Here is a 12,227-nt window from a genome sequence, read left to right as displayed (position 1 = left end):
CCGGTGTAGGTCTTGGGGCATTGGTTTTTGTGGGGTGTTTTTTGGGGGGGGGGGGGCCGTCGGGTGTTTTCGTCCCCGCCACCCCTGCGGCTCTACTTCACCAGCGCGGCGGCACTCCGGTACGCCGCGGCAGTGGCCTCCCGTACCGGCAGCGCACGATGCGCGTCGGAGAGGATCTCCACGCCCCAGGGACCGCGGAAGCCCGCCGTACGCAGCGCGGCGATGATCCCCGGCAGGTCGAACGAGCCCTCCCCGCACAGGCGCCGGCGATGCACGGTGTCCTCGAAGAGCGTGCCGACGACCTGATTGTCGGCGTCGTTGAGCTCCACGCCCACGATCCGCGACCCGGGTACGTCCGCCAGCTCGGCGGGCGGAGTGTGGGCGCGCTCGACGTGCCAGACGTCGATGATGAGGCCGCCCGCCGGATGACCGGCGGCCTCGACGAGCCGCAGTCCCTCGTGCACGGTCTTGAGGTTGGACCAGGGCAACGGCTCGACCCCGAGCCGGGCGCCCACCCCGTCGGCCTGCGCCGCCAGCACGGCGAACTCCTTGGCCCAGACGTCGAGTTCCCAGGGCTCGTCCGCCACATCGGGGCCGATCTTGAGGGTGCGGGCACCGAGCGCCTCGATGGCCCTCAGCATGCCGGCCCGGACCGCGTCCGACGCGGCCCGCCGGGGTCCGTCCGCCCACCAGTCGCTCAGCAGCTCCAACTCGACGTGACCGATCCCGTTGTCCTCGAAAAGAGACCGGATCCCGGCGATCCCGTACGCGCGCTCGGCCTCCACCAGGTCCGCGTACAGCAGCCCGAAGGCGGTGAATCCGGCGTCCCGCGCCGCTTCCACCCGCTCCCGCAGATTCAGCGGACTGCGCTGGTCCTCCTCATCAGGAGCGGCGTCACCCGCCGTGGTCCAACACGTGGCCAGAAATTCGTCAGCGGTCACTTCTGATCCCCGGATTCCTCGTAGCCGCAGCAGCCATCACACATCAGACGTCAGGCGCGTATACGACTACGCGACGCCGCGCAGCACGGAGCGCAGATACTCGGCGCTGGCCCACACGTCCTCGACCGGCCCCTTCGTGCTGGGCTCCCCGGTGAGGATGGTGTCCTGTTCGAGGACGTACCAGCCGTCGTAGCCACGCGCGCTGAGGTGGGTGACGATGGCCTGCACGTCCACGTCGCCCGCGCCCAGCGGACGGTACATGCCCTTGCCGACGGCGTCGGTGTAACTGAGCTGTCCGTCCTGGACCTTGGCGGCGAGGGAGGCGTCCACGTCCTTCATGTGGGTGTGGGCGATGCGCTCGGGCGCCTGGCGGGTGAGCTCGGCCGGGTCGGTGCCGCCGATGAGCAGGTGCCCGGTGTCGAGGCAGAGCGAGATCGCCGAGTGCTCCAGGACACGCCGCACCTCGTCACCGTTCTCGATCATCGTCCCGACGTGCGGGTGCAGCACGGCACGCACACCGCGTTCGGCCGCCAGCGCAGCCAGCCGGTCCAGGTTGGACAGCAGCAACTTCCAGCCGTCGGCGTCCAGTTCGGGCCGGGAATCGTAGCCGTCCTGGCCGGTGACGGCCGACAGGACGAGCACCTCCGCCTTCGAGGCCGCGTAGCCCTGAAGGAGCTGCTCGGCCTCGGGCAGCGGGTCGTGTCCGGGCACGTGCAGCAGCAACGGGGTGAAACCGCCGACCGCGTGCAGATCGTGGTCGGCGAGCGTGCGGGCCATGGCGTCCGGCTCGCCGGGCAGGAAGCCCTCGGGACCGAACTCGGTGGCGGCCAGCCCCACCTCGCGCATCTCGTTCAGCACCCGCTCGGGCGTCAACTGGTAACCCCAGCCGGGCACTTCACACACACCCCACGAAATGGGAGCACCGGCGATCCTGTTCAGGGAGGACGTGGTCATGCTGTGGCCTTTCCGGGCTTCCAGTGGGGGTTGGCGACCGCGGCCGGCGGCCGCCCCGCGAGGACGTACGCGACACGGCGGGCGGCGTCGCCGAGAGTCAAGGTCAAGGTCATCGCCCGGCGCGTCATACCCATCGGATGCCGTCGGCTTCCGATGAGCAGTCCCGCAGGCGCCATTGCCTTCTCCCTCCAGAAACCGTCAAGGCCGATGCATCACTGATCGGCCGACGGCCAGGCCGTTCACATGGGCGCAACGCTAGAGGGAGTGCGGGGCAATGTTGAAGGGGTGGAATCCATCATTATCCCTTCATTGCATACATCTTTTTTCCCTCATCTGTGCCGCCGGTACATTCGCCCGGGATTGCGGACCGTGCACGCTGTCGTCACGTCGGCGGATACCGTCACGTCCACGGTGAAGGGGGTTCGGGCTCGTGACAGATCGCATGGTTCCGTCTCGCGTGGTGGCCGCGGAGCGCATCGCCGCCGAGCTGGGCTTCGAGCTGAGCTGCATCCCCGAGGTGGGCAGGTTGCTCAAGGTGGCCGCGGCCTCGAAACCCCACGGAGTCGTCGCGGAGAGCGGCACCGGCTCGGGTGTGGGTACCGCCTGGCTGCACAGTGGACTCGGCGCCGGTGCCCGTCTGGTCACCGTAGAACGGGATGAGGGGTTGGCCCGTCGGGCGGCCGGTGTCTTCGCGGACGACGATCGCGTCGACGTTCTCACCGGAGACTGGCGGCTGCTTGAGCGGCATGCCCCCTTCGACGTCTTCTTCTGCGACGGCGGCGGCAAACGCGACGACCCCGAACGAGTCGTCTCGCTGCTCGCCCCCGGTGGCCTCCTCGTCCTGGACGACTTCACCCCGTCGCCCCACTGGCCGCCACGGTTCGGTGACGAAGTGGACGAGCTGCGCCTGTTCTACCTGACCCATCCGGCTCTCGACGCCACCGAAGTACTCGCAACACCCGCCAGTTCGGCGGTCGTTGCCGCTCGCCACCGCTGACCGACGTCACGGTTGACGGGCCGACGGTCAGTGGGGCGCTTGCTTCAGGAACAGCGCCAGTCCGGTCAGGAGCCGGTCGACGTCCTCGACGCCGGTGTAGGGCGCGAGGCCGATACGCAGGCCGCCGGAGTCGCCCAGGCCGAGCCGCCGGGAGGCTTCGATGGCGTAGAAGGAGCCGGAGGGCGCGTATACGTCGCGTTCCGCCAGGAAGCGGGAGGCGTCCTGCGTGCCATGTGCGCCGAAGGCTTCGTCCAGGGTCAGGAGCACAGTGGGCGTGCGATCGGCCGCCTTCGAGTGGACGGTGATCCCGTCCAGGGCGGCGAGCCCCTGGTCGATGCGCGTACGCAGGGTTTCCTCGTGCTGGTGGAGCGCCGCGAGACTCGCTGTCAGGCGCTCGCGGCGGCTGCCGGTGGCGTCCGTGTCGAGGCCGGCGAGGACATCGACCGCGGCGCTCGTGCCGGCGAGCAACTCGTAGGGCAGGGTGCCGAGTTCGAAGCGTTCCGGAACCGCGTCGGAGGACGGGAGGAGCTTGTCCGGCCGCAGGGTGTCCAGCAGTTCGGGCCGGGCGGCGAGGACGCCGTGGTGCGGGCCGAGGAACTTGTACGGGGAACACACGAAGAAGTCCGCGCCGAGTCGGTCGATGTCGACCAGGGCGTGCGCGGTGTAGTGGACGCCGTCGACGTACACCAGGGCGCCCACCTCGTGAGCGAGCCGGGACATCTCGGTGATCGCCGGTCGGGTGCCGATCAGGTTGGAGGCGGCGGTGACGGCGACCAGCCGGGTGCGGTCGGACAGGGCGGCGCGGAGGTGGTCGAGGGTCAGTTCGCCGGTCGCGGGGTCGAAGTCCGCCCAGCGGACGGTGACCCCGGCCCGCTCGGCGGCCTGGATCCAGGGGCGGACGTTGGCATCGTGGTCGAGACGGGTGACGACGACCTCGTCTCCGGGCGACCAGGTCGCGGCGAGGGTGCGGGAGAAGTCGTAGGTGAGCTGCGTGGCGCTACGGCCGAAGACGATCCCCGAGGGCTGCGCCCCGAGGAGGTCGGCCATGGCCTCGCGGGCCCGGGTGACGATGGCGTCGGCGTTGCGCTCCCCCGCGGTCACCTGGCCACGGTTCGAGAGGGGGTTCGCCAGCGCCTGGGTGATGGCCCCGATGACCGGTAGCGGGGTCTGGGTTCCGCCGGGACCGTCGAAGTGTGCGGGCCCGCCGCCCAGGGCGGGGAAGAGGGCGCGCAGGGCGGTGATGTCGTAGGCCACGGAAGTGAGCTCCTGTCGATGCCGTGTGCGGGCGGGTACGGGCCTCCGGGACCCGGGTGTCCACGACGATCATCGGACATCGAGGGGGTCGGGGCAGGGGGCGGGGGCTGGGTGTCCCGCCCGCCATACGCCCTCACGATCCCGCGTGTGTCACGTCCACGTACGCACGTACGTACTTCTCCCCATACCACCACGGCCACGGCGCCGGGCAGACTTCACAGCGTTCCGGCAGCGCCTGCGACCGTATGGATCAAGGGAGTTGACGGTACGGATCCGCCTGCGCGGGGGACAGGCGGATTTCGGCCGTCCCGGGTCAGGAACCCGGGACGGGAAACAGCAGGCAGCTGCTCGTGGCGTGCGCGAGCAGCCGGTCCTTCTCGTCGAACAGCTCGGCCTGGGCGAGCGCGGTACGCCGTCCGCCGTTCAACACAGTCCCTACGGCGCGGATCCGGCCGGTGTCGGCCGTGACCGGGCGCAGGAACTTCACGGTCAGGTCGAGCGACGTGTATCCCATGCCCTGCGGCAGCGTGGACTGCACCGCGCAGCCGGCCGCGGAGTCGAGCAGGGTGGCGTAGACCCCGCCGTGCACGCTGCCGATGGGGTTGTAGTGCTCCTCCCCCGGTATCAGGGAGAACACCGCGCGCCCGTGTTCCACCTCGTCGAGGGTGAAGTTCAGGGTGGCCCCGATGGGCGGTGCGGGCAGGCGTCCGCCGATCAGCTCCCGCAGGAATTCCAGACCCGTGGCCTGTCCTACGGCGGCTGCCGAGACCCCCGGGTCCTCCCACTCGTACGTGCGTGACCGACCCATATCGCGCTACCTCCCCAGCTGGCTTCCTGAAGAGAAGCTAGATCCGCCTGCAGCTGACTGTCAATGACAGAGCCAGGTGGCTAGGCTGGCGGCATGGAATGGCTCGACGTGAGCACGGAGAACTGCCCGGTCCAGAGCACGCTCGATCTCGTGGGCGAGAAGTGGACCCTGCTGATCCTGCGGGACGCGTTCATCAGGGTCCGCCGTTTCGACGACTTCCGGCGTCATATCGGGCTCTCGGACGCGGTGCTCGCCGACCGGCTCCGCAAGCTGGTCGCGGCCGGCATCCTGACGACCGTGCCCTACCAGCAGGCGGGGAGCCGGACCCGGCACGAGTACCGGCTGACGAGCAAGGGCCGCGATCTGTGGCCGGTTCTCATGGCCCTGCGGCAGTGGGGCGAGACGTACGCCGCCGACCCCGAGGGGCCGGTTCTCGACGTTCGGCACACCGGGTGCGACGCGCCGGTCCGGGTGGTGGTGGAGTGCGACGGGCCGCACGGCGCGCTGAAGCCGACCGAGGTCACGGCCGTTCCCGGACCCGGGGCCCGGCCCGTACGCAGCCTGCTACCGGAGTGAGCGCACGACCGATCCGGCTCGGTCCGCGGCACTGACGGTGAGCGAGGTGCCGTTGCCGCGGTGGACGGTGGCGGTGGGGAACAGCGGTGCGGTGCGCACGAGTTGGGCAGTGCCGGGGATCTCGGGGTACAGGCCCAGGCTCGCCCACACCGCCCAGGACGACATGGCGCCGAGGTCGTCGTTGCCGACGAGTCCGCCGGGGGCGTCCGTGAACAGCGTGGACAGGGCGCGGTGGACGACGGCCCCGGCGCGGTCGGCGTGGCCGACGTGGGCGTACGCCCAAGGAGTGCCGAACGAAGGTTCGTTGCCGAGGTAGGCGTAGGGCTGATCGGCGCCGGCGTTGAGGCTGCTGAAGAAGGTGTCGAGGCGCGTGGTGACGGCGGCGTCGCCGCCCATCGCGGTGAAGAGGCCGGGCAGGTCCTGCGGAACCATCCAGGTGTACTGGGCCGCGTTGCCCTCCACGTACTCCGTCTTCTGGGCCGGGGTGAAGGCCGGCCAGGTGCCGTCGGCGGCGCGGGGCTGGATGTAGCCGGTGGCGGGGTTGAAGAGGTTGCGCCAGTTTCCGGAGGCACGCAGCAGGGTGGCGTACGCGGTCAAGTCGCCGAGTCGGTGGGCGAGTTGGGCGAGCGCGTAGTCGGCGACGGCGTATTCGAGGGTGGTGGAGACCGAGCCCCAGACGCCCTTGGTGCCGGCGGGGACGTAGCCGAGGCTGTCGTACTGCTCGTGTCCGGGGCGCTGGCGGTTGTCCTGGCGGTCCGCGAGGGCCGTGCGCAGCAGGGTGGCGGCGTCGAAGTCGGTGCCCCCGAAGGCGTGGATCGTGGACGCGATGGCGGGCAGCGGGTCGCCGACCATGACGCCGCTGCCGCCGTTCGCGAGGGTCCAGCGGTCGAAGTAGCCTGCCTGGAGGCCCTGGTCGAGGACGGACTGCGCGATGTCGGAGGCCTCGCGCGGGGCGAGCAGGGCCAGCAGCTGGACCTGGCAGCGGTAGACGTCCCAGCCGGAGAAGTCGGCGTACTGGACGTGCCCGGCGCGGGTGCGGTGGACGAGCCCGTCCATGCCGGTGTAGCGGCCGTCGGAGTCGCTGAAGACGCTGGGGTGCAGCAGGGCGTGGTAGAGGGCGGTGTAGAAGACACGGCGCTGCTCGTCCGTGCCGCCGTCGACGGTGATGCGGTTGAGCCACTGGTTCCAGTCGTCGCGCACGGCCTGCTGGATGGTGTCGTACGGCCGCGCTTCCTGCTCGGTGAGTGCGTTGCGGCGGGCGCCCTCGACGTCGACGAAGGAGACGCCGACCCGGGCGGTCACCGTGCGCACGCCGGGGGCGAAGGTGACCATGGCCGCGCCCGCCCTGCCGTCGGGGTGGGTGGCCTGGGCGAAGGGCTGGTCGAAGGTGGCGTGGAAGTAGAGCCGGTAGCGGTTCTTGGACTTGCAGAAGGCGCCGCTGTCGCTGTAGCCGGAGAGCGTGTTGGTTCCGATGTCGACCGATCCGGTCGCCGCCGTGAACGCCTTGGCCGCGTCGATGCTCACGGCGGCGGGGCGGGCGTCGCTCGCCGGGTAGGTGAAGCGGGCGATGCCCGAGCGCTGGGTGGTGGTCAGGTCGGTGCCGATGCCGTTGTCGAAGGTGACGTGGTAACTGCCGGGCGCCGCCTGCTCGTTGGCGTGCGAGAACGTGGCGTACGCCGGCGGTACGGCCTCCTGCGTGGGCATGAAGGGGACGTTGCCGTAGGCCGCGCAGCCCGCTCCGGAGATGTGCGCGAGGCTGAAGCCGCGGATGCGGTTGTCGCCGTAGGAGTAGCCGCCGTGCTGGTACGTCACCGTGTCGGGGCTCCACTGCATCCCGCCGAGCGGTGCCGAGGCACCCGGGAACGTGTTGCCCGCGCCGCCGCCGTGGCCGAAGTCGGGGCCGCCGGGGGCGGTGCCGACGAACGGGTTGACGTACCGTGCGAGGTCGTCGGCGGCCCGGGGCCGGGACGTCCCGTCCGCCCGGACCGGGGCGGCGGCCGCTCCGGACGCCACGAGCACCGAGGCCGCCAGCACGGCCCGAAGCAGGGGAAGTCGCACGACGTTTCTCCAGCCAGACAGGGAACCCGCCGCCCGCTCGGCGCCGGACCGCGAGTGTCCCCAACACGGCCCCACCTGCCGTGCCGCCACACCGCCCGGGTGCGAGGACCAGCCGGTCGGGTCATCACTCCGCCGCTTCTCGCCGTCACGGACGGGGTGTGAAATGGACGTGATGCGGGCGATGCGCGGGCAGCGCGGCGTCTGGAAGCATGGGGGCTTTACACGGCGGGGGTGGCTGGTGCGACGGGTTCGGCTGATGCGCGGAGTGATGGGTGCGGCGCTGTTCGGCGTGACGGCGGTCGGCTGTTCGGGCTCTGGGGGCGCGCAGTCCGGCGAAACGGGGCATACGACCGCTTCCCCGCAGCGCTCGGCGTCGACCTCCGCCGTGACGCAGAGCTCCGGCGGCGGCCAGGACCCGTGGCGTGCCTGGACCAGAGACCTCTCCGGCTCGGAGGGGGTGCAGGTCTGCGGTGCCACGGCCCACCAGGTCGTATGCGCCACCGGTGCGGACGGTTTCGTCGGGCGGTCCCGGACCGACGGCGCGGTCAGCTGGACCGTACCCGCCGTCGGCAGCGGCAAGAACCTCGGACTCGTCGTGGACAAGGCCGACGAACGCGCGGTGACCAGCGGCGGTCGCACACTGCGCGCCGCGAACCTGCGGACCGGCAAGACGGCTTGGTCCCTCGGACTGCCCGTCGACCGCGTGTACGCCGGGTTCGTGGCGGCGGGCGGAATCGTCTACGCGCTCGACACGTGGAGCAGCTTCACCCGCGAGGCGAACGTCGCGCTCGGCGCCTACCGGGCGTCCGACGGTAAGACGCTGTGGCACAGGACCGTCGACGCCGACCGCTATGAAAGCCCGGCCGCGTTCGACGGGCGTGTCTACACGACCGACTCCTCGAAGGTCACGGCGCGCGACGGCCGTACCGGCGACGCGCTCGCGACCACTCCCTCGGGCACCAAGTGCCCGCACCTCATCGCCGGCGGACACTACCTCGCGTGCTCGGGCATCCCGTACACGACCGAGGACACCTTTCCGCCCCTCCAGCGGCTCGACCCGGGCGACCTCCGACCACTCGCCACCGCTGAGGACAGCGACCAGAAGCCCGAACGCAGTCTGATCTCGGCCGACGGTGTGCTGATGCTCTTCGAGGTCAGTCCGGAGGATTCCAGCGTCGGGTACTGGACCGCCTACGACCTCAACCACCCGAGGAAACTGTGGAGTTACTACACGACCTCGGAAGAAGCCGGTCTGGTCGGCGGGCGGTTCGTGACCTTCACCCCCCGCAACGACCCCGCCACCCGGGGGCACATGATCACCATCGACCTGCATGCCGGACCGCACGCGAAAGGAGATGCCGCACCGCGCATGTCACCGGCCTACCCGGAGACCGTGGGCAGCGCGTACCCGGCGCTCGTCCTGCCGGGAGGCGACCCGGACCACGTCGTCATCGAAACGATGGTCCATCACATCCTGCGGTCGCTGCCGCTGCCCTAGGACCAGAAGCAAGATGAAACGGTGGCACGGTGATTCATGACGATGAGGCGGGGGCCGTCCGGCCGTTGACGCCGGCTTGGGTGAGCCGGCATCTGGAGGTCGGCTAGCGGGTCGTCGGAACCGAGGCGCTGCACGGCGGCATCACCGCCGAGATGCGGCGGCTGACCGTCGACACGCGGGACGGAGGCACCCGTGACCTGGTGCTGCGGACCTTCGTCGACCCGTTCTTCGTGGAACACGCCGAGGACATGCTGAACCGCGAGGCCGACGCCCTCGCCCTGCTCACGGGTACCGACGTGTCGGCACCCGGACCGGTCGCGGTGGATCCGACCGCCGCACACTGCAAGTACCCCTCACTCCTCATGACACATCTGCCCGGCCGGACGGTCCTCACCGACGAGGGACTGGACGCACTTGTCCCCCTGCCGGCCCGGCAACTCGTGGCGATCCACGCGCTGCGCCCCGCCGACCGGCCCCACGACGGCTCTACGCCGATCACTGGGCCCGGAGCCGACGCCGAAGCTCGTCAACTGCGCCTCGAGGTCCGGCCCGCAGGACTCCCCACCGCCCACCCCGTCGTCCGCGACCCGCACGCCGCCGTCGGACATGAGCGTGACGTCGACGGAGCCGGCGCGGCCGGCCAGGACCTCGTTCACGGCCCGGTCGACGGCGCCCAACACGAGGTGGTACAGCCCGCGTTGGCCGGTCGAGCCGACGTACATCCCGGGCCGCTTCCGAACGGCTTCCCACCCCTTCAGCACTGTGATGTGGGCAGCGTCGTACTGCATGCCTTCCGCGCTCACGAAGAGCCCTCCCATGGCGTTCGGCAGATGACCCCAGCCTAGGCGGAATCACGTAAAACACCAGGTCAGAGCAGTTTTGGCGCGGCCGCAAACGGGCGAGTGAGGGCGTGCCGGGGAGCGGGCGGCCGGCTGTCGCACACCGCACCCGAAACGTGCAGGAGGGCCGACCGAAGCCGCGCACGACCCCGTTGCGGGCGTCCCTGGGGGCCTCAATTCCGGTACTCGGCAGGCCAGATGCCGGGTACGGCTGGAGTGGTGTTCAGCCGCCCTGTGCCGGGGCCTGCAGCTTCACGATGTCCTTGAGGAGCGGTCGGCAGCGGGAGAAGTCGTCGCGTGCCACCGTGTGCCGGCGCCCCGCGGCGGTGATGGCGTACATGGGGAGGATCGGGTTCCTGGACAGCCGTCGGACCTCGGTGACGTCGCGCCAGGCGCAGACCGTTTCGCTGCCCACGCCGTAGGTCTCGACCATGCCGCCCTCGAAGTGGACGATGCCGCCCTGGGCGTTGCGCCACAGGGCGCGGGCACCGAGCAATGTGCTGACGAGTACCGCCAGGCAGATGGCGACGCCCGCGTACGTCTTGCCGGACACGCCGTCGTCGCGGGCGTCGAGCACGATGACGGGCACCAGGACGGCCACGAACGCACAGCCCGACACGGCGACGAGCCACGCGCCGAACCGGGAGCAGTCGTAGACGGCCCTCAACTCACCGAGCCCGGCCTCCCCGGCGGCACGCACCGCGCCGTCGCGCGTCTCCCGGCTCATCCTCGACATCGCGCCCCCGCCAACCGGAATGAACATCAGTCCGTTTTCAACGATACGGGGCACAGCCCTGCAGGTCAGCTCACGGGGTGGCCCGGGGTGATGTCGAGCGCGTCGTTCAGCGACAGCAGCGTGGTGCGGCCATCCTCTCCGTTCTCCACCACCTCCGGGGTCAGAAGGAACCCGACGTGGTCGCCGCCGTCGATCCGATCCTCCACGTGACCGACGAACCAGGCCGGGGCCTCGTCGAGGACGGGAGACCCGCCCGGCCCCGGGTGCCACGGGACATCGGCGAACTTGTCGGTACGGTCACCGGTCTCGCCCCCGAAGAGCCGGGCCAACCGGTCCTGGTCACGGCGGAGCAGATGGACCGTGAGCCGCTCGGCGTGCTCGGCCACTCGGAACGTCCGGTTGGCCCTGGACAGCCAGACCACGAACCGGGCGGGCCGGATCGAACACTGCGAGCCGAACCCGACCAGGCAGCCGGCCCGCTCACCGGCGGCCTCGGCGGTGACGACGTACATCGGAGGGTCGAGCAGATCGGTGAACGGGTCGAGATCGGTCATGGCGCTCCCTGTGTGTCCTGGTCCTCGTGCCCGGGACGTCGTTGTCGCCCGCCTTTCACCGGTCGGCGAAGACACTCGTGTCGAGGTGTTCCAGAAGATCGGCGGGGTCCCCGTACACGGCGTGGGCGCCGGCCGCTTCCAGATCCGCGCGGGGGATCCCGCCGGACAGCACCGCCACCGGGACCACTCCGTCCCGCACGGCGGCCTTCATGTCCCAGACCGTGTCGCCGACGAACACAGCTCGTTCGCTCGCAACGCCCGCGAGTTCCCTGGCCCGTTGGACGGGGTCGGGGGCCGGTTTGCCCTCGGCGACGTCGTCCGCGCTCGCCGCCCCGAGGATGACGTCGTCCGCGTCGATCGCACGGCGCAGCGCGGAGAGTTCCGCGCCGCTCGCCGAGGTCGCCAGGACGATCGTCCAGCCCCGCCCGGCCAGGGTGCGCAGCAGGTCGCCCGCGGAGTCCAGCGCCGGCAGCCGCTCGAAGTACGTGGCGTAGAGGGCGTGGTGGGCCGCGACGAACTGCTCGTCGTCCCCGGGGTCGCGGTCCTTGCCGAGCAGGTGCTCGATCAGGTCGTCGCTGCCGAGACCCACGGCCCGGTGGATCTCCCGCATGGGAACGCGGTGACCGCCCTGCCGAAACGCCTCCCACCAGGTCACGACGTGCAGGTGATTGGTGTCGACGAGGGTTCCGTCGACGTCGAAGATCGCGGCGCGTTTCGTGGTCATCCCGGCGTCCTCTCCCACTCACAGTTCACGCAGGGCGGGCAGCAGCTTCTGTTCGGCCCATTCCAGGTACGGCTCCTGGTGCTCGCCGCCGATCTGGACGAGCGCGACCTCGGTGAACCCCGCGTCCACGTAAGGCCGTACAGCCTCGACGACCGCCTCCACATCGTCGCCGCACGGAATCGACTCAGCGACATCCTCGGGCCGTACGAACTGGGTGGCACCCGCGAACGCGGCAGGGCCGGGGAGTTCGGAGTTGACCGGCCAGCCGCCGCCGAACCAGCGGAACTG

The 12,227-nt window shown here is 70.7% G+C and carries 11 protein-coding genes and 2 pseudogenes; 4 read left to right on the top strand and 9 right to left on the bottom strand.

What is annotated here, in order from left to right; genetic code table 11:
- Positions 1-92 precede the first annotated feature (92 nt).
- A complete protein-coding gene (locus ACFWP5_RS49310) occupies positions 93-941 on the bottom strand; it encodes a sugar phosphate isomerase/epimerase family protein (RefSeq protein WP_384172936.1) in 849 nt (282 codons plus the stop codon).
- A 66-nt stretch (positions 942-1,007) separates the two neighbouring features.
- Entirely contained in the window at positions 1,008-1,895 is an 888-nt protein-coding gene (locus tag ACFWP5_RS49305; protein ID WP_384172934.1) for a sugar phosphate isomerase/epimerase family protein, read from the bottom strand.
- 442 nt (positions 1,896-2,337) lie between these two features.
- On the opposite strand from ACFWP5_RS49305, the gene ACFWP5_RS49300 reads away from it, so the two are divergent.
- Positions 2,338-2,892, top strand: a complete 555-nt coding sequence (locus ACFWP5_RS49300) for an O-methyltransferase (RefSeq protein ID WP_384172939.1) — start codon at positions 2,338-2,340, stop codon at positions 2,890-2,892.
- 27 nt (positions 2,893-2,919) lie between these two features.
- Here the strand turns inward: ACFWP5_RS49300 and ACFWP5_RS49295 are convergent, their stop codons facing one another.
- Both ACFWP5_RS49295 and ACFWP5_RS49290 read right to left on the bottom strand, forming a co-directional pair.
- Positions 2,920-4,146: a cysteine desulfurase-like protein gene (locus ACFWP5_RS49295; protein WP_384172931.1), complete on the bottom strand. Its 1,227-nt coding sequence runs from the start codon at positions 4,144-4,146 to the stop codon at positions 2,920-2,922.
- 313 nt (positions 4,147-4,459) lie between these two features.
- Positions 4,460-4,954, bottom strand: coding sequence for a PaaI family thioesterase (locus tag ACFWP5_RS49290; protein WP_384172928.1), 495 nt, complete (start codon positions 4,952-4,954; stop codon positions 4,460-4,462).
- Between the two features lie 93 nt (positions 4,955-5,047).
- On the opposite strand from ACFWP5_RS49290, the gene ACFWP5_RS49285 reads away from it, so the two are divergent.
- Entirely contained in the window at positions 5,048-5,530 is a 483-nt protein-coding gene (locus ACFWP5_RS49285) for a winged helix-turn-helix transcriptional regulator (RefSeq protein WP_384172925.1), read from the top strand.
- On the opposite strand, the gene ACFWP5_RS49280 is transcribed toward ACFWP5_RS49285, so the two are convergent.
- Positions 5,519-7,588: a GH92 family glycosyl hydrolase gene (locus ACFWP5_RS49280; protein WP_384172922.1), complete on the bottom strand. Its 2,070-nt coding sequence runs from the start codon at positions 7,586-7,588 to the stop codon at positions 5,519-5,521. The two genes, ACFWP5_RS49285 and ACFWP5_RS49280, sit on opposite strands and share 12 nt — an antisense overlap.
- 256 nt (positions 7,589-7,844) lie before the next feature.
- Here ACFWP5_RS49280 and ACFWP5_RS49275 point away from each other — a divergent pair, with 256 nt between their 5' ends.
- Entirely contained in the window at positions 7,845-9,086 is a 1,242-nt protein-coding gene (locus tag ACFWP5_RS49275; protein WP_384172919.1) for a PQQ-binding-like beta-propeller repeat protein, read from the top strand.
- Between the two features lie 128 nt (positions 9,087-9,214).
- A pseudogene (locus ACFWP5_RS49270) lies at positions 9,215-9,640 on the top strand (phosphotransferase); the annotation flags it as partial.
- Positions 9,641-10,148: 508 nt separating this feature from the next.
- Here the strand turns inward: ACFWP5_RS49270 and ACFWP5_RS49265 are convergent.
- The 4 genes and pseudogenes from ACFWP5_RS49265 to ACFWP5_RS49250 all read right to left on the bottom strand — a co-directional run.
- Positions 10,149-10,652: a hypothetical protein gene (locus tag ACFWP5_RS49265; protein WP_384172916.1), complete on the bottom strand. Its 504-nt coding sequence runs from the start codon at positions 10,650-10,652 to the stop codon at positions 10,149-10,151.
- Between the two features lie 74 nt (positions 10,653-10,726).
- Complete coding sequence (locus ACFWP5_RS49260; RefSeq protein ID WP_384172913.1) at positions 10,727-11,215, bottom strand: flavin reductase family protein; 489 nt, start codon at positions 11,213-11,215, stop codon at positions 10,727-10,729.
- A gap of 55 nt (positions 11,216-11,270) precedes the next feature.
- The gene (locus ACFWP5_RS49255) at positions 11,271-11,939 is read right to left on the bottom strand and encodes an HAD family hydrolase (RefSeq protein ID WP_384172910.1); all 669 of its coding nucleotides are present in this window, start codon (positions 11,937-11,939) and stop codon (positions 11,271-11,273) included.
- Positions 11,940-11,957: 18 nt separating this feature from the next.
- A pseudogene (locus ACFWP5_RS49250) lies at positions 11,958-12,227 on the bottom strand (LLM class F420-dependent oxidoreductase); the annotation flags it as partial.

This window comes from Streptomyces sp. NPDC058469, from assembly GCF_042721125.1.
In the GTDB taxonomy this organism is placed as follows: Bacteria; Actinomycetota; Actinomycetes; order Streptomycetales; family Streptomycetaceae; genus Streptomyces.
The sequence above is the reverse complement of the archived record's forward strand: the minus strand, read 5'-3'. Positions and strand labels throughout refer to the sequence as shown.

What these genes read in the sequence shown, in the direction of transcription:
- ACFWP5_RS49305 (WP_384172934.1), bottom strand. Translation starts at nt 1,895, where the DNA reads ATGACCACGTCCTCCCTGAACAGGATCGCCGGTGCTCCCATTTCGTGG.
- ACFWP5_RS49300 (WP_384172939.1), top strand. Translation starts at nt 2,338, where the DNA reads ATGGTTCCGTCTCGCGTGGTGGCCGCGGAGCGCATCGCCGCCGAGCTG.
- ACFWP5_RS49290 (WP_384172928.1), bottom strand. Translation starts at nt 4,954, where the DNA reads ATGGGTCGGTCACGCACGTACGAGTGGGAGGACCCGGGGGTCTCGGCA.
- ACFWP5_RS49285 (WP_384172925.1), top strand. Translation starts at nt 5,048, where the DNA reads ATGGAATGGCTCGACGTGAGCACGGAGAACTGCCCGGTCCAGAGCACG.
- ACFWP5_RS49275 (WP_384172919.1), top strand. Translation starts at nt 7,845, where the DNA reads ATGCGCGGAGTGATGGGTGCGGCGCTGTTCGGCGTGACGGCGGTCGGC.
- ACFWP5_RS49265 (WP_384172916.1), bottom strand. Translation starts at nt 10,652, where the DNA reads ATGAGCCGGGAGACGCGCGACGGCGCGGTGCGTGCCGCCGGGGAGGCC.
- ACFWP5_RS49260 (WP_384172913.1), bottom strand. Translation starts at nt 11,215, where the DNA reads ATGACCGATCTCGACCCGTTCACCGATCTGCTCGACCCTCCGATGTAC.
- ACFWP5_RS49255 (WP_384172910.1), bottom strand. Translation starts at nt 11,939, where the DNA reads ATGACCACGAAACGCGCCGCGATCTTCGACGTCGACGGAACCCTCGTC.